This window comes from Caballeronia glebae (assembly GCF_001545035.1).
GTDB classification, from domain to species: domain Bacteria; phylum Pseudomonadota; class Gammaproteobacteria; order Burkholderiales; family Burkholderiaceae; genus Caballeronia; species Caballeronia glebae.
Genome location: NZ_FCOJ02000020.1, coordinates 69587 through 91234, shown reverse-complemented (window position 1 = coordinate 91234; position 21648 = coordinate 69587). Strand labels below are relative to the sequence as shown.

Annotated in this window: 17 protein-coding genes; 8 read left to right on the top strand and 9 right to left on the bottom strand. The window is 63.9% G+C overall.

Annotated elements, in window-relative coordinates; translation table 11 throughout:
• Nucleotides 1-27: 27 nt before the first annotated feature.
• A complete protein-coding gene (locus AWB82_RS15995; protein WP_200818123.1) occupies nt 28-1014 on the top strand; it encodes an AAA family ATPase in 987 nt (328 codons plus the stop codon).
• The gene (locus AWB82_RS15990; protein WP_086968788.1) at nt 1011-2744 is read left to right on the top strand and encodes a cobaltochelatase CobT-related protein; all 1734 of its coding nucleotides are present in this window, start codon (nt 1011-1013) and stop codon (nt 2742-2744) included. Before AWB82_RS15995 ends, AWB82_RS15990 begins: the two co-directional genes overlap by 4 nt.
• Here AWB82_RS15990 and AWB82_RS15985 read toward each other — a convergent pair.
• The 4 genes from AWB82_RS15985 to AWB82_RS15970 are packed head-to-tail and all read right to left on the bottom strand — an operon-like array spanning nt 2688 to nt 6915.
• Nucleotides 2688-3644, bottom strand: coding sequence for a CobW family GTP-binding protein (locus AWB82_RS15985; RefSeq protein WP_235023317.1), 957 nt, complete (start codon nt 3642-3644; stop codon nt 2688-2690). The two genes, AWB82_RS15990 and AWB82_RS15985, sit on opposite strands and share 57 nt — an antisense overlap.
• On the bottom strand, nt 3641-5293 hold the full coding sequence (locus AWB82_RS15980; RefSeq protein WP_086968786.1) for an amidohydrolase: 1653 nt from the start codon (nt 5291-5293) through the stop codon (nt 3641-3643). Before AWB82_RS15980 ends, AWB82_RS15985 begins: the two co-directional genes overlap by 4 nt.
• Nucleotides 5290-6693 carry a sodium:solute symporter family protein gene (locus tag AWB82_RS15975; RefSeq protein ID WP_086968785.1) on the bottom strand — a complete coding sequence of 468 codons (1404 nt, stop codon included), beginning with the start codon at nt 6691-6693 and terminating at the stop codon, nt 5290-5292. The genes AWB82_RS15980 and AWB82_RS15975 overlap by 4 nt, the downstream gene beginning before the upstream one ends.
• A 12-nt stretch (nt 6694-6705) precedes the next feature.
• The gene (locus AWB82_RS15970; RefSeq protein WP_086968784.1) at nt 6706-6915 is read right to left on the bottom strand and encodes a DUF3311 domain-containing protein; all 210 of its coding nucleotides are present in this window, start codon (nt 6913-6915) and stop codon (nt 6706-6708) included.
• A gap of 270 nt (nt 6916-7185) precedes the next feature.
• Between AWB82_RS15970 and AWB82_RS15965 the strand changes: the two genes are divergently transcribed.
• The 3 genes from AWB82_RS15965 to AWB82_RS15955 all read left to right on the top strand — a co-directional run bounded on the left by AWB82_RS15965 (nt 7186) and on the right by AWB82_RS15955 (nt 10609).
• Nucleotides 7186-8619 carry an NAD(P)/FAD-dependent oxidoreductase gene (locus tag AWB82_RS15965; RefSeq protein WP_086968782.1) on the top strand — a complete coding sequence of 478 codons (1434 nt, stop codon included), beginning with the start codon at nt 7186-7188 and terminating at the stop codon, nt 8617-8619.
• A gap of 46 nt (nt 8620-8665) precedes the next feature.
• Complete coding sequence (locus AWB82_RS15960; protein WP_086968780.1) at nt 8666-9055, top strand: nuclear transport factor 2 family protein; 390 nt, start codon at nt 8666-8668, stop codon at nt 9053-9055.
• Nucleotides 9056-9163: 108 nt separating this feature from the next.
• Nucleotides 9164-10609 carry an amino acid permease gene (locus AWB82_RS15955; RefSeq protein WP_086968778.1) on the top strand — a complete coding sequence of 482 codons (1446 nt, stop codon included), beginning with the start codon at nt 9164-9166 and terminating at the stop codon, nt 10607-10609.
• A gap of 42 nt (nt 10610-10651) precedes the next feature.
• Here AWB82_RS15955 and AWB82_RS15950 read toward each other — a convergent pair whose 3' ends face one another.
• A complete protein-coding gene (locus tag AWB82_RS15950) occupies nt 10652-11413 on the bottom strand; it encodes an IclR family transcriptional regulator (RefSeq protein WP_086968776.1) in 762 nt (253 codons plus the stop codon).
• A gap of 209 nt (nt 11414-11622) precedes the next feature.
• Here AWB82_RS15950 and sauS point away from each other — a divergent pair, with 209 nt between their 5' ends.
• From sauS to AWB82_RS15935, 3 genes are all read left to right on the top strand, one after another.
• A complete protein-coding gene (gene sauS / locus AWB82_RS15945; RefSeq protein WP_086968774.1) occupies nt 11623-13086 on the top strand; it encodes an acylating sulfoacetaldehyde dehydrogenase in 1464 nt (487 codons plus the stop codon).
• On the top strand, nt 13083-14717 hold the full coding sequence (locus tag AWB82_RS15940) for an AMP-binding protein (protein WP_086968772.1): 1635 nt from the start codon (nt 13083-13085) through the stop codon (nt 14715-14717). Before sauS ends, AWB82_RS15940 begins: the two co-directional genes overlap by 4 nt.
• Nucleotides 14718-14782: 65 nt before the next feature.
• Nucleotides 14783-16123: an MFS transporter gene (locus tag AWB82_RS15935; protein WP_268811028.1), complete on the top strand. Its 1341-nt coding sequence runs from the start codon at nt 14783-14785 to the stop codon at nt 16121-16123.
• A 26-nt stretch (nt 16124-16149) separates the two neighbouring features.
• Here the strand turns inward: AWB82_RS15935 and tssE are convergent, their stop codons facing one another.
• The 4 genes from tssE to AWB82_RS15915 all read right to left on the bottom strand — a co-directional run bounded on the left by tssE (nt 16150) and on the right by AWB82_RS15915 (nt 21645).
• Nucleotides 16150-16575 (bottom strand): type VI secretion system baseplate subunit TssE, encoded by a 426-nt coding sequence (tssE, locus tag AWB82_RS15930; protein ID WP_086968771.1) that lies wholly within the window; start codon nt 16573-16575, stop codon nt 16150-16152.
• An 11-nt stretch (nt 16576-16586) separates the two neighbouring features.
• Complete coding sequence (tssH, locus tag AWB82_RS15925; RefSeq protein ID WP_086968768.1) at nt 16587-19253, bottom strand: type VI secretion system ATPase TssH; 2667 nt, start codon at nt 19251-19253, stop codon at nt 16587-16589.
• 129 nt (nt 19254-19382) lie between these two features.
• Nucleotides 19383-19868: an Hcp family type VI secretion system effector gene (locus AWB82_RS15920; protein ID WP_086968766.1), complete on the bottom strand. Its 486-nt coding sequence runs from the start codon at nt 19866-19868 to the stop codon at nt 19383-19385.
• Nucleotides 19869-19965: 97 nt separating this feature from the next.
• Nucleotides 19966-21645, bottom strand: coding sequence for an OmpA family protein (locus tag AWB82_RS15915; RefSeq protein ID WP_086968764.1), 1680 nt, complete (start codon nt 21643-21645; stop codon nt 19966-19968).
• Nucleotides 21646-21648 lie beyond the last annotated feature (3 nt).

Below are 21648 nucleotides of genomic sequence, written 5' to 3'. Positions count from 1 at the left end.
TGAGCGCTCTGCTATGGGAGACGAAGCATGATGCGCGACACATGGTTGGCCGAGCCGGATCGAAAAGTGTCCGTGCGTACGCTTTTCGGTATCGATACGGATCTGCAGGCGCCGGCATTCAGCACACGTGACGCGCACGTTCCGGAAATCGACGAGGCGTACCGGTTCAATCCCGAGGTCACGCTGGCGATTCTCGCTGGCTTCGCGTTCAACCGGCGTGTGATGGTGCAGGGCCTGCACGGAACCGGCAAGTCGACGCACATCGAACAGGTCGCGGCGCGGCTGAACTGGCCGTGCATGCGGGTGAATCTCGACGGCCACGTTAGCCGGCTCGATCTGGTCGGCAAGGACGCGATCGTCGTGCGCGACGACGTGCAGATCACCGAGTTTCAGGAAGGCATCGTGCCGTGGGCGCTGCAACGCCCGGTTGCGCTCGTGTTCGACGAATACGACGCGGGCCGTCCCGACGTGATGTTCGTGATTCAACGCATTCTGGAACGCGACGGCAGTTTTACGTTGCTCGATCAGAACCGCGTGATTCAGCCGCATCGCTTTTTTCGTCTTTTCGCGACCACGAACACGATCGGCCTCGGTAATCTGAACGGCATGTATCACGGCACGCAAATGTTGAATCACGCGCAGATCGATCGCTGGAATGTCGTCGCGACGCTCAATTATTTGTCGCGCGAGGAAGAGGCGCGCATCGTGCTCGCGCGCGTGCCGCAACTCGATAATGACGCGGGCCGCGCGCTCGTCGATTCGATGGTGAGCATGGCCGGACTCACGCGGCGCGGCTTCGAGGCGGGCGACCTGTCCACGCTGATGTCGCCGCGAACCGTCATCAGCTGGGCCGAGAACTGCGAAGTGTTCCACGATACGAAGCTCGCGCTGCGTCTCACTTTCCTGAACAAATGCGACGAAGCGGAACGCCCGATCGTCGCGGAATATTTTCAGCGTGCGTTCGGCGAGGAACTGGATACGCCCTCGCAGTGGCACGACGAGTCGGCGAGATGAACGACTCGCGTGAACTCGCGCGACGCGATGCGCTTTGCGCCGCCGCCGTGCGCGCGTTGACGGGCGACGACGCGTTGCATTATCGAGGCGGCAAACTGTATCGGCACCTGAGGCCGGTGCCCTTGCATGCGCCGCACTTGCGCGGTGAGCGCAGAGACGAGGAAGACCTCGATTCGACGCGCGGCGCGGCCGATGCGTCGGCGTTGCGCATCGCGTATTCGGACGCCGCGTTGCATCGGGAGTTGACACCCGCCGATCCTGTCGCGCGAATGGTCTTCGACATGCTCGAACAGTTGCGCTGCGAAACGCGCGCGCCTTCAGGCATGGAAGGCGTGAGGCGCAATGTGCAGCATCGCTTCGACGCGTGGGCGCTCGCATGTTATGCGTCGGGCACACTCGATAGCGACATCGGCTTGTTGATCTACACCGTCGCGCAAATGGCTGAGTCGCGTCTTTCGGGCCGCGCCGTGCTCGAAGAAACCGAAGGGCTCATCGAAGCGACGCGCGCGGCGCTCGCGCCATCGCTCGGCAATGCGCTTGCCGGAATGCGCCGCCATTGCCACGACCAGCACGAATACGCGGTCCATGCGCTGGATATCGCGCGACGGATAGGCGAAATGGTGCATGACGTGCGCCACGGACTTGTCGAAAGCGATTCGTCCGGCGACAAGGAAGAAGCCGCGCGCACCATGCTCGGCACGTGGTTCGATATCGACGATGAAGAAGGCGACGTCGAACGGCTTGCGCTGACCGCGAGCAGCGACAGCAGCAGCGCGCGCGAGGCGACGGGCGCGGATTATCGTGTGTTCACCACACGCTACGACAAGACCATTCGCCCCTCGACGCTGATCCGCGCGGCGATGCTGCGCGAATATCGCGAACGGCTGGACGATCTGATCGCCGCGCGGCATATCAACGTCCCGCGTCTCGCGCGCATGTTGCAGGCTTCGATCACCGTGCCGCGCCGCGATGGCTGGTCGTTCGGCGAGGAAGAAGGGCGCATCGACGGGCGTCGGCTCGCGCAAGTGGTGGCATCGCCGAATGAGCGGCGTGTGTTCAGGCGCGAGCGCGAACGTCCGCATGCGGACTGCGCGGTGAGCTTTCTCATCGACTGCTCGGGGTCGATGAAGGCGAGCATCGCGCCGGTCGCGGTGATGATCGACGTGCTCGTGCGCGCGCTCGGCATGGCGGGCGTCACGACGGAAGTGCTCGGTTTCACGACCGGCGCATGGAACGGCGGGCGCGCGAAGCTAGACTGGCTCGCGAAGGGCAGGCCGAAGCATCCGGGCCGGCTCAACGAAGCCTGCAACATGATCTTCAAGGAAGGCGATGCAAGCTGGCGCGCCGCGCGAAGCGATATCGCGGCACTGTTCAAGGCGGATCTGTTCCGCGAAGGTATCGATGGCGAGGCTGTGGATTGGGCGTGTTCGCGGCTCGTTGCACGCGATGAAGCGCGTCGCATCCTCGTCGTCATCTCCGATGGCAGCCCGATGGACAGCGCCACCGCGCAAGCCAACGATCCGGACTATCTGGACCGGCACTTGAGAGAAGTAGTCGGGAAGCACGAAGCATCGCGAGCGGTGGAAGTGCTTGGGCTTGGCGTCGGGCTCGATCTGAGCACGTACTACCGGCATCACTTCGCGGTCAATCTGGACGTGCCGCCGGATATGACGCTATTCGCGAAGCTCGCCGCATGGCTCGGCGCGCGGCGCAGAAGCGGCGCTGCTTAGCGCGCGACGTAAGGCGTCGATGGCGTCGGGTTCGAATAGGCCGATGAAGACGATCCCGGTTTCGACGACATCGCGACATGGCGTGATATGCCAGCGCTTGCCGACGACATGAATCTCCGCGCACGTCCCATCCAGAAGTCGCACGAAGCCCTTCGCGCGTAAGAGCCGGGCGCTGAATGACGCGCATGCGGCTTTGAGCGAGCGCCGGTCGAAACGATCGTCGGACCGAAAGGTAAAGCTCTGCAGATCGGCCGGAAGATGACTCGAAGGCATGAACGTCATCGGTGCTAGCCGTTCGCGCAAAGACGGTTCATCGCCGAAAAAAAGCACATTGGGGACGCTGCCCCGATCGCCTTCGAACACGATGCGCGTATGTGCAATGTTCATCACGCGTGCTTGCGCGGCGCGTGCTTCGTCGCTGCGAAGAAGATCGGTCCTGGTCAGCACGATCGAAGTCGCGCCTTCGATCTGCTGCCGCGCGATATCGCCGATATAGACATCGGCGAGCGTCTCTCCGATGCTTTGCGCATCCACCGCGACGACGATGCCCTGCAGCCGAAACGCACGATCGAGCATGCCGACCTGCGCGATGCGCACCGGGTCCGATACGCCGCTCGCCTCGATCACGAGCAAGTCGGGCCGCACATCGCGCGCGCCGATCTCGATCAGCGTCTCCATCAGCTTGCCGCCGATCGAACAGCAGACGCAGCCGTTCTCCAGCCCGATCACATCGTCGCTGCGTTCGCGAATCAGCGCTGCATCGATATTGATCGAGCCGAAATCGTTGACGAGCACCGTCACGCGACGGCCTTCGGTGTTGGTCAGAAGCGCGTTGATCATCGTCGTCTTGCCGGCGCCGAGATAGCCGCCGATGACGACGAGCGGTATAGGCGTCATCATGCGGGCGCCCGATATGCGCGGCCGCCGAGAATGGTGCCCCACACGCGCAACTGCCCGAGGCGTTCGGCGGGAACCTCGTTGGGATCTTCATCCAGCACCGCGAAGTCCGCGAACTTGCCCACTTCGATGCTGCCGATCACATCGTCCATGCCGATCGTGCGGGCCGCGCCGAGCGTGATTGCGTTGAGCGCTACGGGAACGCTCAAACGCTCCGCTTCGCCCAATATGCGGCCCGATGCGGTTTGACGTTGCACCGCGCACCACGCGGTAAAAAGCGGATTGAGCTGCGTGATCGGCGCATCCGAATGCAGGCCGAACGTGATGCCGAGTTCGTCGGCGGTGGCCGCGGCATTCATGCGATGCGCGCGGTCGGCGCCCATCGTCTGCGCGTAGTGCGCGTCGCCCCAATAGTAGATGTGGTTCGAGAAGAAGTTCACGCACATGCCGAGCCCGGCGGCGCGTTCGAGTTGCCTTCTGTCGGCCATTTGACAGTGCTGCAACGTATGCCGATGATGCGGTCGCGGATGCCGCGTCAGGATAGTTTCGATTGCATCTAATACGAGTTCGGTGGCTTCGTCGCCATTCGTGTGGATGTGCAGTTGCAGCCCCGCGAGATGGAAGGGCAGGAAGGTGTCGACGAACTGCGCGGGCGGAATCAGCCATAAGCCGTTGGGCCGCCCGTTCACGTATCCCGGCCAGCGCAGGCGCGCGGTGAAGCCCTGTATCGAGCCATCGACGATGAACTTGACCGGGCCGAACCGCAGCTTGTCCGAGTTGAGCTGTATGGCTTCGAGCACACGCGATGGACCGCCTTCAGGATTGCGCTGCGGCCCGAACGCGGGCACGAGGCGAATCGGGAAGCGCTCATCGCGCGTCACTTCCACGAGATTGCGCATGCCTTTGTCGGACAGATCATTCAGCAAATCGGTGGCCGTCGTGACGCCCGCGAGTTGCGCCACCTTGCCGAAATCGCGAATGGCGTCGGGGTTGTCGCTCGCCGAAAGCGAAAGCTTCGCGCCGATCACGCGATACACCGGGAACATCGCCGCGAATTCCTGCAACTCGCCCGTGAGCTTTCCGTTCTCGTCCCTGACGATGCCGTCGACGTCAGTGTCTTCGTCGATGCCGGCGAGCGCGAGCATCGGCGAATTCACGTTCATCAGATGCACGCTCGCATGCAGGATGGCGATGGGGCGCGTCGCCGACACACGATCGAGTTGCGACACCGTGAGGCGCTCGCTGCCGAAGAAGATCGGATCGAAGCCCCATGCAAGCAGCGGCGCGTTGGCGTCGTCCAGCTTGCCCTCCGCTTCGCGCAATCGCTCGATGACTGCTTCGAGCGATTGCAGCGCTGGCCAGCGCGTGCCATCGGGTCCGCGACGCTCGTAGTAGCCGATGTACACCGCGCTCCACATCGCGCCTTCCATCAGATGCGAGTGGCCTTCGACGAGACCGGGCATCAGCACCTTGTCGCTGAAGGTCGTGTCCGGTTCGGCGTCGGTCCATTGGCGAATGTCGTCGAGCGTGCCGACCGAGAGAATCTTGCCGTCGCGGATCGCGACGTGTGTCGCGACGGGCTGGCGTGGATTCATCGTCAATATTCTGCGGGCGACGAGCACTTTCACTGCGTTGTTGTCGGTGTGAGTCATGAGTCGTTCGAGTGGATCAACTCGGCGTGAACGTGCTTGCGGCCCGCGCCGGGATTGGCGAGGAACACGACGAGAACATTCACCGCGAGACAGATGAGGCCGATATTCAGTCCGGCGATATCGACATGGAAGACATACAGGACGACCGCGAGGATCTGCCCGACGAGAAGCCCCGATGCGATCGCCCGAGCGCCCACGCGCAAACCCAGCACGATCGCGATGACGCCCGGAAAATACTGCGTCACGCCGTAATACGTCATGTTGATGAGCGTGAGCATGAGATTGGGCGTGGCGAGCGTCATGCCAATGGAGAGCATCAGGTAAAGCCCGATCACCACTTTGGCGCCGGTCTTCTGACGCGTCTCGGGCATGTTCGGCAGCAGATTGCGCGTGACGACCGGCCCTATCGCGAGACAGATGCCCGCGAGCACCAGCAGGCCCGAAAGCGACGCGCCGGCCGCGACCAGACCGACGAGCCACGGCGGCAGCAGATGCACGACAGCGGTGAAGAACGCCTCGTTGGGCGACGCGAGCGGCACGTTCTGCGCGATCGCGTAATACGACGCGACCACGAGGAACGGGTACATCAACATGTAGAGCGGCATCACGATTTGCGAGCGGCGTATCGTGTTCGCGCTTTTCGCGGTGAAGAAGTTCTGAATCGCGAAGGGCATCACGTAGAAGCCGAGCGACTGGAAGAGCATCGTGCTCATCGAGAAGGTGAGCTGATGCGCGTCCATTGCGTTCGATACGTGCTGGCTCGCGGCCCTGAACACCGGCTCGACGCCCGCTCCCCAGGCCACGGCGACGCCCGTGATCACGATCGCGGCGACCATCAGGATGTCCTTCAGAATCGCGATATACGCCGATGCCCGCACGCCGGCGATCGCGATATACGTGAAGGCGAGCAGCGCGGAAATGAGGATGAGGATTACCGGATTCAGGTTCCAGCCGAGACCCTTGAGCGCGGCAACGAGCCCGGTGAACTGCAACTGGCCCCACGGCAGCAGAAAGATCAGCGCCGAAATCGCGACGATCAATTCGAGCGCGCGGCTGGAGAAATGCCCCTTGAAAAGATCGGGCAGGGTGATGGCGTTATAGCGTTTGCCCGCCTCCCAGATTTTCGGGCCGACGAAATAGCCGATCGGATAGGCAAGCAGGATATAGCCGAGAAACCACACGCCATACGTCGGCCCTTTCGCATAGATGCCGCCGGGGAAGCCGACCATCGTGCCGATGCTGTAGATCTCGCCGGCCGCAAGAAAGAACACGAGCCAGGCGCCGAACTGACGCGACGCGACGAAGAAGTCGTGCACGCTTTGCGAGCCGCGCCCCTTGCCGGCGCGCAGCGCGAGCCACAGGGAAAGCGCGATGAAGCCCAGAAATACCGTGGAAGCCATGCCGATGTCTCCTTATGCGCCGCGCGCGTCGAGCTGTTCCGTTTTTTTGTCGAACAGCATCCAGCAAAGCTGTAGACAAACCGAGGTCAGCACGAACCAGCCGAATATCCACGCATAAATAAACGGAACGCCGAGCACGTAAAAATCGTTGGACGCGGCCCACGGCAACAATCCGACGACGCCGACAAAAGGCAAACCGAGTCCGATGAAGAGCTTCAGCATGGTTCACTCCGTATGACGATTGGCCCGCGCGAGGCACACCGTGCGCGAGTGAGAGAGGGTTGCGCCCAGTATGACCAGACAAAAAGTGCGGGTCGTAGTGCCAGAGCGGACCAATCGCTAGGGCCAGCGGCGTGCTGCAATCGAAGTTTTATGAACCAACGGCCGAAAACGCGGCGGCGCGGCGCCCTGGCACTAACGATGGTTTCGGCGTGGCACTAAGCGGCGCGTGAAGTTCGGTGCAGTATGAAAGTACTTTCCAAGGAGTCATCGGTGGCTACTCTCGACTACGTTGCGCCAGCCTTTCGTGGCGCGTGCGCCCCATACGATCCGCTCTACGATCCGCTCGTTTCGCCCATCGCCCGCCAGCCGATGGATTACGCGCCCACTTACTGGGTCGCGACCGCGGGCGAGCCGCCCGAAGACGACGGCCCCTTGCCCGGCGATGCCGATGTCGACGTGCTGATCGTCGGCGCGGGATTCACCGGCCTCTCCACCGCGCTCTTTCTGGCGCGCGAACATGGCATCCGCGCGACCATCGTCGATGCGAATCGCAGTGCGTGGGGTTGCACGAGCCGCAACGGAGGGCAAGGGCAGAACGCGAGCGGCCGGCTTTATCGCTCGCAATGGATCGAGCGCTGGGGCAAGCAGACAGCGCTCCGGCTCGATGCCGAAATCCGCGAAGGTTTCGACACGTTCAAGCATTTGATCGGCGAGTTCGCGTGCGATCCGCAGCCGGGCGGGCATCTTTACATCGCGCATCGCGCCCGCAAGATGGACTTTCTCGCGAACGAATGCAAGGTTATGCGCGATGTGTTCGGCTACGACGCGCGCATGCTGAGCGCGAAGGAAGTCGCGCAATCGTATGTCGACGATCGCGAGAATTGCGGCGCGTTGCTGGAGCCCGATGGCATCGGCGTGCATCCGCTCAAGCTCGCGTTCGGTTATTTGCGCATGGCGCGCTCGCTTGGCGTGAAGGTGCATCCCGGCACGCCGGTCCTGAATGTCGAGACGATTCGCGGCGTGCATCATGTACGCACGCCGCGTGGCGTGATTCGCGCGAAGGCCATTGCCTTCGCAACCGGCGGTTATACGCGCAACGACATGCATCGCGCGTTGTCCGCGAAGATCATGCCGATTCTCTCGAACTCGCTCGTCACGCGGCCCCTCACGGAGGACGAGCTTGCATCGACCAATTTCCGCTCGCGTCAGGTCATCACCGATACGCGCACGCTGCGCTTCTACTATCGCCTGTTGCCGGATAACCGCGTGCAGATCGGCAGCCGCAGCGCGATCACCGGCGCGGATGCCGCGAACCCCCGGCACATGGATGTGCTGATCGAGGGTCTGCATCGCAAGTTTCCGACGCTCAAGGGCATTCGCATCGATTACTCGTGGTGGGGCTGGGTCGATGTGAGTCACGACATGATGCCGCGCGTCGCGCAACCCGATCCGCAGCAAAGCATCTTCTATGCGGTCGGTTATGGCGGCAACGGCGTGGCATTTTCCGCGCACGCGGGGCGGCGCATGGCCGAGCGTGTCGCGGGCAAATGGCAGGCGAGCCGCGACGATCTGCCGATCTACGACTCGGCCCTCGAATATCCGAACGTGATGGGCATGGTGAAGTGGAAAGGCTTCGCGCCGTTCCGTCGCGTCGGTCAACGATTTCTGTATCACAAGTATCTGGCGCAGGACGAGAAGCGCTGATCCCTTTCCCCTTTCCCCTTTCGCAACGCACTGAAAACATCGACACATGAGCACTCAAACGAATCACGACTATGTCCGCTTGCTGGAGACATTCAACGATGCATGGAATCGCCACGATATCGATGCATTGATGAACTGCATGGCGGAAGAATGCGTCTTTCACGGCGTGGCCGGACCCGATGCGCTGGGCCGCACGTTCAAGGGCCGCGAGCAAGTGCGCAAGGGCTTCACGCTCGCATGGGAAACGTTCCCCGACGCATCGTGGAACGACGGCGAGCACTTCGTGAGCGGCGAGCGCGGCGTATCGGAATCGACGTTTCGCGGCACGAAGGCGGACGGCTCGCGTATCGAGGCGCGCATGGTGGACGTCTTCACGTTCAGCGACGGCAGGATCGCGGTGAAGAACGCCTATCGCAAGGATCGTCCGGCGCTTTGACGAACGGCGGGGACCGGCATCGCATGACTGTATGAAACGCGTCGACTCGCCGGCCAAGAACCGGCGGGCGAGCGCCGAATCGACACAAGCAAATCAGGAGACGACGACATGCAATCGGGTACGGAACAAAGCGACCTCAAGTGTGGCCTCAAGCAGCGCCACATGACGATGATCGCGTTAGGCGGCGTCATAGGCGCCGGACTTTTCGTCGGTAGCGGTGTGGTGATCCAGCAGGCCGGACCCGCCGCGATTCTTTCGTTTCTCATCACAGGCGGCCTCGTTGTCCTCGTCATGCGCATGCTCGGCGAGATGGCCTGCGCGATGCCCGCCGTCGGCTCGTTCTACGAATATGCACGCCTGGCCTTCTCGACGCAGCGCGGGCCGGGCCGACTCGCCGGCTTTCTCACGGGCTGGATGTACTGGTATTTCTGGGTCATCGTGATCGCGCTCGAAGCGGTCGCGGGCGCGAAGCTCGTACAGTTCTGGATACCGGATGTGCCTGCATGGATCATCAGCCTCGTGCTGCTCGTCGTGCTCACGCTGACCAATCTCATCTCGGTCGGCAGCTATGGCGAGTTCGAGTTCTGGTTCTCGTCGATCAAGGTCGGCGCGATCATCGTGTTCCTGTTTCTCGGCGGCCTGTATGTCTGCGGCTTGTGGCCCGCGTCGATGCACACGACCGATGTCGCCACGACTTTCCTCGGCCACGGCGGCTTCATGCCCAACGGCATCGGACCGGTAATGACAGGCGCGGTCGCGGCGACAGGCTTCTACTTCGGCGCGGAGATCGTCACGATCGCGGCGGCCGAAGCGAAGGAGCCTGCGAAGGCCGTCGCCAAAGCGACCAATTCGGTCATCACGCGCGTGCTCGTGTTCTATGTCGGCTCGGTGGCGCTCGTCGTGGCGCTGGTGCCGTGGAATTCGCATCAGATGGCGACGCCTTACGTCAGCGCGCTCGACGTGATGGGCATGCCCGCGGCCGCCAACGTGATGAACGCGATCGTGCTCACCGCGGTGCTGTCCGCGCTCAACTCGGGCCTCTACGCGGCATCGCGGATGCTGTTCGCGTTGACGCGTCACGGCGATGCGCCGCTCGGACTCGCGAAGGTCAACAAGCGCGGCGTGCCCACGCGCGCCATTCTGCTTGGCACGGTGTTCGGCTATGTGTCGGTGGTGATGTCGTATGTATCGCCGGATACCGTGTTCGCGTTCCTCGTCAATTCGTATGGCACGGTCGCGATCTTCGTGTACTTGCTGATCGCGTTCTCACAACTGCGCTTGCGCGGCCGCATGACGAGCTTCGAGGTGAGCGACCTGCGCGTGCGCATGTGGGGATTTCCCTATCTCACGTGGCTGGCCATCATCGGCATGTTGGCGATTCTCGTCGCGATGGCCTTCATCCCCGATCAACGCAGGCCATTGTGGCTTGGCGTCGCGAGTCTCGGCATTCTGATCGTCGCGTATGTCGTGTTCAAGCGCGGCCGCAAGGAAGCCGAGGTCGAAGTCGAAGAGCAGGATCATTCGTCGCAGCGTCTGCAAACAGTCGAACGATAAGCACTGAAACGAAGGCCGGTTTGCTGCATCGCAAACCGGCTTTTATTCTCTGAACGTCTTGGCGGTTTCTTCCGCGGTGCGGCGCAGATCGGGCTCGAACGCGAGAAGCTGATCGAGCGCCACGCGGCCGACCGGCGCCTGAATCGCAATCGCCGCGCACGCGCGATTCCGGTCGAGCATCACCGGCACCGCGATCGCAACGAGTCCCTGCAAATGCTCCTGATTGTTGATGGCGAGCATGCGGCGGCGCGTCAATGCAAGCTCCTTGCGCAGTGCATCGCGATCGGTGATCGTGCGCTCCGAATACGAACGCAGCGGCAGCCGTTCGATCATGCGCTCGCGCCGCTCCTTCGGCAGAAAGCTCAGCAACAGCTTGCCGCTCGCGGAGCAATGCAGCGGCACATGCGAGCCCGGCTGCAAATGCATGCGCAAAGGCCATCCCGTTTCGACGCGATCCACGTAGACGACGTCATTGCCCGCGAGCATCGTCAAATTGCAGGTTTCGCCCACGCGCACGACGAGTTGTTCCAGCAGCGCATGACGCGCCGCAGCGGGACCCGCGTGCATCAGCACGTTGATGGCGAGCGTGCGCACGCGCGCCGAGCATTCATAGAGCTTGTCGCTCGCGCCGCGCGTGACGAGCCATGCGTCCATCAGTTGCACGAGGATGCGATGCACGGTCTGCTTGGGCAGGCCGAGCGCATCGACGAGTTCGGTCATCGAGAGCGGGCGATTCGCTTCGGCGAGCGTTTCGAGCACGCGGAACGCGCGCACGGCGGCGGCATTCGATTGATTCGATGTCACGTTGCTTGTCTCCGTCTGCTTACTTTGCGTTTTATTTTATTGTGCGTCGAAAACACCGGTTTTCGGGACTCTGTGAAGTCCCGAAAAGCTGAATTTCCGATGCTCGCGATTTCGCTGCATGCGTTAGTCCAGAAAACGGGACCGCGCGACGGACGCGGCTGACTAGATTGGATAGCACCTCCAATCTTCCAACAGCCGAGGTCTTACGCATGAATCACATGGCAAGCGGCGCAACGCTCGCACGTTCCCACGACGACGCGCCGAATACACGAGAACCCGATGTGGAGCGCATCGTTGCAGCGCTCGTGGCGCGAGCGCGCGCCGCGCAGCGACGCTTCGAGCAAGCGGGGCAGGAGACGCTCGACATCGCCGCGGCCGCCGCCGCGTGGGCGATCATGGAGCCGCAGCGCAACCGGCGACTCGCGGATCTGGCCGTTCGCGACACCGGCCTCGGCAACGCCGACGACAAGTTCCGCAAGAACCATCGCAAGACGCTCGGTTTGCTGCGCGATCTTCATGGCGTCGCGACGACGGGCGTGATCGCGCGCGACGAAGAACACGGCGTCGTTGAGATCGCGCGCGCCGTCGGCGTAGTGGCGGCGATCACGCCATCGACGAATCCGGCCGCGACGCCCGCCAACAAGATCATCAACGCGCTCAAGTGCGGCAACGCCGTCATCGTCGCGCCTTCGCCGAAGGGCTATTCGTCGTGCGCGTTGCTCATCGAGTTCATTCACGCGGAGTTCGCGAAGGCGGGCCTCGATCCCGAACTCGTGCAGATGCTGCCGCATCCGATCGGCAAGGCCGCCACCGCCGCGCTGATGAAGCTCGCGGATCTCGTCGTCGCGACGGGCTCGCAGGCCAACGTGCGCATGGCCTACACGAGCGGCACGCCGGCCTTCGGCGTGGGCGCGGGCAATGTCGCATCGATCGTCACGGCGAGCGCGAATCCCGATGACGCGGCTAGCAAGATCGCCGTGTCCAAAACGTTCGACAATGCGACGAGCTGCTCTTCGGAGAACAGCGTCGTGATCGACGAAGCGATCCACGCGCGCATGCTCGATGCGTTGACGAAGCAAGGCGGCGTGCTGCTCGACGCCGCGCAGAAGGCGCGCTTGCAGGCGGCGATGTGGCACGACGGCAAGCTCTCGGCGCGCTGCACCGCGCGTTCGGCGACGGCGATCGCGCGGGAGGCGGGCCTCGACGATATCGCCGCGCGCGAGCCGAAGTTCCTGATGGTGGAAGAAAGCGGCTACGGACCAGAGTTCCCGTTCTCCGGCGAAAAGCTCTCGCCCGTATTGACGGTCTATCGCGCGCGCGGCATCGACGCCGCCATCGAAATCGTGCGCGGCATCTACGGCTACATGGGCGCGGGCCATTCGGTCGGCGTGCATGGCGCGGACGACGCGCTTGCCGTCAGGCTCGGCACGCAGTTGCCGGTGGCGCGCGTGATCGTCGATCAGGCGCACTGCCTCGCGACCGGCGGCAACTTCGACAACGGCTTGCCATTTTCGCTCTCGATGGGTTGCGGCACGTGGGGCGGCAACAACTTCTCGTCGAACCTCGGCTACCGGCAATATCTGAACGTGACGCGCATCGCGTACCGCATAGCGGAGCGCGTGCCGGAGGTCGACGCGCTGCTCGGCGACTACTTCAGGAGGATCGGACGATGAGCGCGCTAGCGGATCGAATCGTTGCGCCGGATCGCGCGTCTTTGGAAGCGTCGACATTGCGCGCATTGATCGACGCGCGCGCCGAACACGCGCCCGACAAGCCTTTCCTGCTGACGGCCGCCCGCGACGACGTACTGACGTTCGGCGCATTGCGCGACGAATGTCTCGCGCTGGAAGGGCGTTTTCATGCAGCGGGGCTGCGTCCGGGCGATGTCGTGTCCGTCTTCATGGGCAACGGTATCCAGACCGCGCGGCTGCTGCTCGCGGCGATGTACAGCGGACTCGTCGCGAACCCGCTGAATCTGTTGTGCCAGCCTTCGCAGGTGCGCTATATCGTCGAGCATTCGGAGACGCGCGCGATCTTCACCGCCGATGACACGCACGACACCATCGTTGAAGCGATCGATGCGTTGCGTCGTGAAGGCATGGAGCGCGACATCGCGGTGGTGCGAACGTCGCCCGACGCGAACGTGTTGCCCGATATTCCGATGCTTCCCGCGCGCGCGATACCGCTCGTGCGCGACGAAACACCCGGCACGCATATCGTCGCGAGCGACGCGGGCGTAATCAATCCCGCCGATACCGCGCTGCTCATGTACACGTCGGGCACGACGGGCGCGCCCAAGGGCGTGCTGCTGAGCCATCGCAGCCTGCTCGCCAACATGCGCAACATCAGCGCGGAACATCGGCTGTCCGACGACGATCGCGTGCTCGTATCGCTGCCGCTGTATCACATCAACGGTCTCGTCGTCGCGTTGCTGACACCGCTCTGGCACGGCGGATCGGCGGTGCTGACGCCGCGCTTTTCGGCGCGCACGTTCTGGGACGAAGCATCGGAATCCGGCTGCACGTGGATCAACGTGGTGCCGACCATCGTCGCCTATCTGCTGAACGGCGAGGGCGCGCAAGGCCGCGATCTCTCGACGCTTAAGTTCTGTCGCAGCGCGTCGGCGGCGCTGCCGGCGGATCATCATCGCGCGTTCGAGGAGCGCTTCGGCATCGGTGTCATCGAAACGATGGGCATGACGGAGACCGCTGCTCCGATATTCAGTAATCCGTATGAACAATCGATGAGAAAAATCGGCAGCATCGGCTTGCCTTCGGGCGGCGAAGCGAAGATCGTCGACCTCGATGGACGCGATTGTGCGCCGCATGAAACCGGCGAACTCGTGCTGCGCGGCGAGCAATTGATGAGCGGCTACTACAAGCGTGCGGAAGAAACGCGCAACGCCTTTACAGCCGACGGATGGCTGCGCAGCGGCGACCTCGGCTATCGCGACGAGGCGGGCTTCTTCTACATCAACGGTCGCGCGAAGGAATTGATCATCAAGGGCGGCGAGAACATCGCGCCGCGCGAGATCGACGAAGCACTTCTGCGTCATCCCGGTGTGCTCGAAGCGGCGGCGGTCGGCGTGCCCGATGCGGCCTACGGGCAGGACATCGTCGCGTACATCGTGCCGATCGGCGGCGCGGCATCGCTCGATGTGGCCGATCTGCGCGAGCACTGCCTGCGCGAACTCGGTCGTTACAAGACGCCGCGTGAGTTCCGCTTCACCGATGCATTGCCGCGCGGACCTTCGGGCAAGGTGCAGCGCCTGAAGCTCGTACAGAATCCGCAACCCGCGGGATGAAAAGACGCGGATTCGCGCACATGGCTTGATATTCCACATCAGATGGGCCAAAGGAAGGAGACACTGTGAACAAGCATCGTCAGCGCGTGAAAACGCGCCATATCATTCTCGGCGTGATGTGTTTGATGTACTTCATCTCGTACATCGACCGGGTGAACATCGCCGTGGCGGGACCGTTGATCCGCCAGGAGATGGGTCTGTCGTCCGTGCAGCTCGGACTCGTGTTCTCGGCGTTCGCTTATCCGTATGCGGTGATGCAGATCGTCGGCGGATGGCTTGCCGATCGTTTCGGGCCGAAGCTCGTGCTCACCGTGCTCTCGCTGATATGGGGCGCGGCGACGCTCGCGACGGGCTTCGCGGGCAGCATCGGCATGCTCGTGCTGTTGCGCCTCGCGCTGGGTATCGGTGAGGGCGGCGCGTTTCCGACCGCCACGCGCGCCTTCACGTTCTGGATGCCGGTGCAAGAGCGCGGATTCGCCCAGGGCATCACGCATAGCTTCGCGCGGCTGGGCGGCGCGGTGACGCCGCCGGTGGTGCTCGCGGTGGTCGCGGCAAGCGGCTGGCGCGAGGCGTTCATTTTGCTGGGCGTCGCAAGCCTTGCGTGGACGGTGTTGTATCTCTTCGTCTTCACCAATTCACCGGATGAGAACCGCCGCGTGACGCCCGAAGAGACCGCCGAGATCGGCTATCGCGCGGGGGATTGCGCTCGCGCGCGAAAGAACCCGACGCCGTGGCGCATGCTGATTCATCGCATGTGGCTCGTGACGTTCGTGGATTTTTGCTATGGCTGGTTGCTGTGGGTGTATCTGACGTGGCTGCCTTCGTATCTGAAGGACTCGCGCGGCTTCGATCTGAAGCATCTCGCGCTCTTCACCGCGTTGCCGCTGCTTGCCGGCGTGATCGGCGACACGCTGGGCGGCGTGCTATCGGACCGCATCTACAGGATCACGGGGCGGCTGCGGCTCGCGCGTTGCAGCGTTCTGGTTGTCGGCATGGGCGGCTCGCTGGCCTTCCTCCTGCCGATGGTCAATGCACCGAGCCCGATCATGGCCGTGTGGTTCCTGACGGCGTCGTTCTTCTTCCTCGAAATCACGAACCCGGTGCTGTGGACTTTGCCGCTCGATATCGCGGGCAAGTATGCGGGCACGGCGGGCGGCATGATGAACACGGGCTTCGGCATCGCCGGGATGGCGTCGCCGGTCGCGTTCGGCTATCTGATCCAGCAGACCGGAAGCTATGACGTGCCGTTCACGATTTCAGCGGGCTTGCTCGCGGTCGGCGCGGTCGCGGCGCTTTTCATCGATACGAGCAAGACCGTCGAGGCCGATGAGGCGCGCGAGGCGCGGAGTCGCGAGGAGATGGGCGTGCCGGCGTTTGCCGGCGGGGCGGGGCAGTGGCATGAGTAGGGTGCGCGTCGAGGCGAGGAACGACTTCAGATCTTCCCCTCGCGCACACGCCGCTCAAGCCTGAAAACGCCCGGCGGCACGAAGTACGTGCCGAAGCGCACGAGCCCCGTGCGCTTCAGGTGGCACGTCATCTCGAAGCTCACCTGCAGGCCCGGTTCGGGCGTATCGACCATTTCGACGTCGATCGCCCGAATGCGCGGCTCGTACTTCAGCAGCGTGGCTTCCATCTGCTCCTTCAGCGCCTGCGAAGACGCTGGCAGCGCCTTGTAGATGTTGGTGAGATCGGGCAGCCCGTAGTCCGGCAGATGCTTGAGCGCACCTGCGCGCGTGTTCAGAATGCGTCGCACGTTCTGCTGCACGCTCAGGATTTCGAGCGTGCGGTCGTCGAAGTCGCTGAGCGGCTCGCCTTCGATCTGACCGAGCAGCATTTCATAGAGGGACGGACCTGGCATCGGCGCTTGCTTCAGGCCGTTGCTTGCACGGGCTCGCCGCGATCGATGAACTCGATCGTCAGATTGCCTTCCGCCGAATTCGCGAGACGAATCTCCGCGGGCGTATCGCTGCTCGCCATGCGCGTCAGGAGTTCGCGCGAGACGGTCGGCAGGACGCGCTGATCGAGGAAAGCGTCGATGTTGCGGGCGCCCGAATCGCGTGACAAGCACATTTCGGCGAGCGACGCGATGAGCGACTCGTCGCACGTCAGCGTCACGTCGTGCTGGCGCTTCAGGCGCTCCGCGATCTTCGCGATCTTCAGGCGCACGATATTGCCGAGCGCGGCGACGTCGAGCGGCCGGTAGACGAGCGTCTGGAAGCGCGCGAGCAGCGCGGGCTGGAAGTGCGTCACGAGCGGCTCATGGATCGCGTCGAGCAACGCGGCGTGCGCGATGTCGGGCATGTCCGTGGTCGTGTCGTGAATTTGTTCGCTGCCGAGATTGGACGTCATCAGGATCACGCAGTTGCGGAAGTTGATCTCGCGACCTTCGCCGTCGCGCATCGAGCCACGGTCGAATACCTGATAGAACATGTCGAGCACGTCGCGATGCGCCTTCTCGACTTCATCGAGCAACACGACGCTATACGGCCGCTGACGCACCGCTTCGGTCAGAACGCCGCCGCGCCCGTAACCGACGTAACCCGGCGGCGAGCCCTTCAACTGCGAGACCGTGTGCGCTTCCTGATACTCCGACATGTTGATCGTGGTGAGCGCGGCCTCGCCGCCGAAGAGCACATCGGCGAGCGCAAGCGCCGTCTCCGTCTTGCCGACGCCCGAAGGTCCCGTCAGCAGGAACACGCCGAGCGGCGCGTGTTCGCTTTTGAGTCCGGCCTTCGCGGTGCGCAGGCTTTGCGCGAGCATGCCGAGCGCATCGTCTTGAGCGACCACGCGCTTGGCCAACTGATCTTCCAGCGCGAGCAGATTCAGCAGTTCGTCCTCGACGAGACTGCCGGCCGGCACGCCCGTCCATTCGGCGACCACGCGCGCGATGGCCTGCGCGTCGACATCGGCGAAGATGAGCGGCGTCTTGCCTTGTGCTTCGGCAAGCGCGTGCTTCGCTGCGGCGAAGGCGTCCGCGTCGGGCTTCGTCTTGCCGTCGCCGCGTTGTTCCAGCAGCGCACGCACCAGCAACAGCTCGCGGTCATAGCGCGTCTGGATGTCCGCGAGATCCTGGTTCGCCTGCGCGAGCGCGGCTTCGAGCACGTCGCGCTGCGTGGCTGTATCGTCGATGCCCGCTCGTTCGTCGGCGTCGACGCTCGCGCGCTCCAGTTCCAGCGCCGCCACGGCCGCGCGGGCGCGTTGCAGTTCGGCGGGCGGCGTGTCGAGCCCCATGCGCGCGCGCGCGGCGGCGGTGTCGATGAGATCGACGGCCTTGTCCGGCAACTGGCGCGCGGGGATGTAGCGCCGCGACAGCTTCACCGCCGCGACGAGCGCCTCGTCGCGGATATGCACGTGATGATGCGTCGCGTAGCGCGTCGCGAGGCCGCGCAGCATGAGACAGGCCGCATCGTCGTCGGGCTCGTCCACCTTGACCATCTGGAAACGCCGCTCCAGCGCTGCATCGCGCTCGAAGTATTCCTTGTATTCCGACCACGTCGTCGCGGCGATGGTGCGCAACTCGCCACGCGCGAGCGCGGGCTTCAGCAGGTTGGCCGCGTCCGAGCCGCCGGCCGAGTTGCCCGCGCCGATGAGCGTGTGCGCTTCGTCGATGAACAGCACGATCGGCGTCGCCGATGCTTTCACTTCGTCGATCACGTTCTTTAGACGCTGCTCGAATTCGCCCTTCACGCCCGCGCCGGCTTGCAGCAGGCCAAGGTCGAGCGTGAGAATGCGCACCTCGCGCAAAAGGGAAGGCACGCTGCCCTCGGCGATCCGCAGCGCGAGCCCTTCGACGAGCGCCGTCTTGCCGACGCCCGGCTCGCCGACGAGGATCGGATTATTCTTGCGGCGGCGCACGAGCACGTCGACCATCTGCTGGATTTCGCGATCGCGGCCAAACACCGGATCGATTTCGCCACGCCGCGCCTTCTCCGTCAGATCGATGGCGAAGCGCTCGAGCGCCTGGCCTTCGGTCGAGCGCGCCGGGGCTTGCTTCACGGGCGCTTGTGCGCTTGCTTGCGTGACTTCGGCGGGTTCATCGGCATTGCCTTCCGGCTCCGGCGCGTTCTCGCAGGACGCGCGTCCGAGACGTGGCACCAGGCGCTCGATCTGCGCTGCGGAAAGCGAAAAGAGCGGCCACGCGTCCGGCGTGCGCATCATGTGCGGTGCGTCGATGAGCGCGCGCAGCAGATGCGCCGAGCGGATCGTGCCGTCGATATGCTCGCGCGAGGCGAGATTCCACGCGTCCTGCAGCACGCTCGCGAGCTGAATGGAAAGCGACGGCCTGCCACGCAGATCGCGCGGGTGGCGGTCGATGGCGGCGAGCAGCGCGTTCCAGATCGCGTCGACATCGATTTCATAGTGGCGCAGGATCGCGGGAATATCCCCGTCATCCGCCTCGATAAGCTTCAGCAGCCAGTGCTCGACGGTGATTTCGTCGGAAAGGCGCGTCTGGCACAGGCTCGCGGCCGCTTCGAGCGTGCGAGCGCAGTGCGGGTTGAGCCGGCGAAGCAGATGAGTGGAGTCGCGCGTTGTCATATGAAATCTCGTGCCGAGGTGAATGAATGAATGCGTACGGGGCTGGGCGATTTGCAGAAGAAAAAGCCAGCCCGCAAAGCGGGCCGGCTTCGACGGCTCACGTTGTCATGAGCCGATTATTCGAGCCGCTTACGCGCGCTCGTTCCACGTGTCCTTGTGGATGATGTTGCCGTCCTTGAACGACCAGGTGATCTGCTCGTAGCGCAGTTCGACCTCTTCCAGATGGTTGTGCTTCTCGAAATCCGGATTCTTGATGTCGAGCATCTTCGGACGCACTGCGACGACCTTGACGTTGTCGAGCTTGGTGTTGAAGTATTCCTTCTCCTTGCCCGCGTCGTCGATCTTGTACCACTTGATCTCGACCGACTTCAGCGTCTGACCGCTCGTCACAGCCTTGTACAGATACGGCGTGGACGAATCGGTTTCCTTGGTCAGCGTGACCGGCGCGTGCACGCGCGTGCCGGTGAGCTTGCCGGTGTTGCCATCGGTCGGGATATGCACGCCGTGATTGAACTCGACGATCTCGACGCTGCCTTCACGGCCTTGCACGGTGACGGAACCCTTGATGTCGGCGCCGCCGTCATCCTTGAGCCACATGTATGCAGGAATTGCCATTTACTACTCCTCTTTGGTACTGCCAAGCAATGCTCAGAAAACAAGTCTCTGAGCGACAAGATCCCGAAGAGAGAACTTCGGGAATCGATTCACGATGTCAGTTTGAGCCGTTCGCGCTGTCCGGCACCAGCGTAATTTCGACGCGACGGTTTTTCGCGCGGCCTTCGGGCGTGTCATTCGCGACGATGGGCCGCGTGTCGCCGTAACCCTGAACCGCGAATTGCGTCGCCGGAATGCCCGAGGCTTCGATCAGCCAGTCGCGCAAGGCCGCGGCGCGCGCGTTCGATAGCTTCAAATTGCTCGCGGCGTCGCCCACGTTGTCCGTATGGCCCGCGACGAGTATCCGCTTGCCCGGATGCGACTTGATCATTTCGACGGCGTCGACGAGCGTGCGCGTCGAGCCGAGCCTCAATTGAGCCTTGCCGCTGTCGAAGAGCGACATGCTGTCGAGCGTCACTACGGCGGGCGGGGGCGGCGGCTGGTAGCTGGCGATCGCGGTGTTCAACGCGGGCAGAAGCTGCGCGCCGTGATACAGCCCGAACGACAACCTGAGCGGCACGCCGGTGCGCGCATAGCGATCCAGTTCGTCGCGATCGGCGACGAGCGCCTGCAACGCGTCACGGCGAGCGGCGTCGTGATCCGGCGTGAGCGACGCGAAGCGCGCCAGATTCGCTTGTACGCGGTCGAGCAGCGCCGCATTGTGGCGGCCCGAGCCGAGGAAGGCGAGGCCGGCGGCCAGCGCCGTGATGCCGATGGCATGCGCGAAAGCCTTCGCGCGCGGCGAGGCCGGGATGCGACGCGGCATCGCCTCGATCAACGATTGCGGCAACGGCCACGGGGCGGGTGTTGCATCGACGCTCGCGGGTGCGATGCACGTCTGCCGCTGCACATCCTGCTCCCACGGCCTGGTCGCGTCGCTCGCGGGTCCGCAGTCGATCCAGCCCGCGCCATAAAGCGCCCAGGGCGTCGCCGGCTGGCGCGGATCGGTCAGCGTGCCGAACACCACGCGTTGCGTCCAGCCGATGATCGACGCCAGCGCGGCGGCATGGGCGGACGCATAGCGATCGCCGGCTTGACGGCGGGCTTCGCTTTCGGCATTCCGGATGACCGCTTCGATGCGCTGTGCGTCGATGAGCGGCGTAGCCGACGAGACGCTGTGCCATCGGAGCGCGGCGTTCGCATCGGCGGGCGCGAGCCGCGTCAGACGCTGATACACGGCGACGTAACCCGGAAGACGCGCACTCACGATGCGCGAAGCATCGGCGAGCGCCTGACGCACCACGCGCAGGCTTTGCGAGAGGACATCGGCGTCGGCGTGCAGCGCGGGCGCCATGCTCAGCACGACGCCGTCGGGCGGCTGGCCGTCGCGCCACTGGCGCATCGCGAGCGCGACGCCCGGCAGATCCTGAGGGCGATCCACGCGCAGCCAGATCGCGCCATCGCCGATGAGCACGAGACGCGGCTTGCCCGCGCCGTGATCGAAGATCGAGGCGAGCGCATCGCCCGTGACGAGCACGAGCGGCATGCGGGTGCGCAGGTTGAGCGGAATATCGACGGTCGCGGCGCCCAGCGCCGTAAGGAGGTCCGCGCTGCTGCGGCGCGCGCGCGACAGTTGCCGCGTGCGCCAGCCGACGAGACACGCCGCGACGATCAGAATGCCGACCGTGGAAAGCCAGATCCATTCCTTGCCGAACGGCTGCACGAACCAGTGCACGGCGAGCGCGAGCAGCGCCGCGAAGACGACGATGGTGCGCGCCGGATAACCCAGTCTTTGCATGGC

Bases quoted from the DNA above. Each gene is read 5' to 3' on its own strand.
- AWB82_RS15995 (WP_200818123.1), top strand. From the start codon at position 28: ATGATGCGCGACACATGGTTGGCCGAGCCGGATCGAAAAGTGTCCGTG.
- AWB82_RS15990 (WP_086968788.1), top strand. From the start codon at position 1,011: ATGAACGACTCGCGTGAACTCGCGCGACGCGATGCGCTTTGCGCCGCC.
- AWB82_RS15985 (WP_235023317.1), bottom strand. From the start codon at position 3,644: ATGATGACGCCTATACCGCTCGTCGTCATCGGCGGCTATCTCGGCGCC.
- AWB82_RS15980 (WP_086968786.1), bottom strand. From the start codon at position 5,293: ATGACTCACACCGACAACAACGCAGTGAAAGTGCTCGTCGCCCGCAGA.
- AWB82_RS15975 (WP_086968785.1), bottom strand. From the start codon at position 6,693: ATGGCTTCCACGGTATTTCTGGGCTTCATCGCGCTTTCCCTGTGGCTC.
- AWB82_RS15970 (WP_086968784.1), bottom strand. From the start codon at position 6,915: ATGCTGAAGCTCTTCATCGGACTCGGTTTGCCTTTTGTCGGCGTCGTC.
- AWB82_RS15960 (WP_086968780.1), top strand. From the start codon at position 8,666: ATGAGCACTCAAACGAATCACGACTATGTCCGCTTGCTGGAGACATTC.
- AWB82_RS15955 (WP_086968778.1), top strand. From the start codon at position 9,164: ATGCAATCGGGTACGGAACAAAGCGACCTCAAGTGTGGCCTCAAGCAG.
- sauS (WP_086968774.1), top strand. From the start codon at position 11,623: ATGAATCACATGGCAAGCGGCGCAACGCTCGCACGTTCCCACGACGAC.
- AWB82_RS15940 (WP_086968772.1), top strand. From the start codon at position 13,083: ATGAGCGCGCTAGCGGATCGAATCGTTGCGCCGGATCGCGCGTCTTTG.
- tssE (WP_086968771.1), bottom strand. From the start codon at position 16,575: ATGCCAGGTCCGTCCCTCTATGAAATGCTGCTCGGTCAGATCGAAGGC.
- tssH (WP_086968768.1), bottom strand. From the start codon at position 19,253: ATGACAACGCGCGACTCCACTCATCTGCTTCGCCGGCTCAACCCGCAC.
- AWB82_RS15920 (WP_086968766.1), bottom strand. From the start codon at position 19,868: ATGGCAATTCCTGCATACATGTGGCTCAAGGATGACGGCGGCGCCGAC.
- AWB82_RS15915 (WP_086968764.1), bottom strand. From the start codon at position 21,645: ATGCAAAGACTGGGTTATCCGGCGCGCACCATCGTCGTCTTCGCGGCG.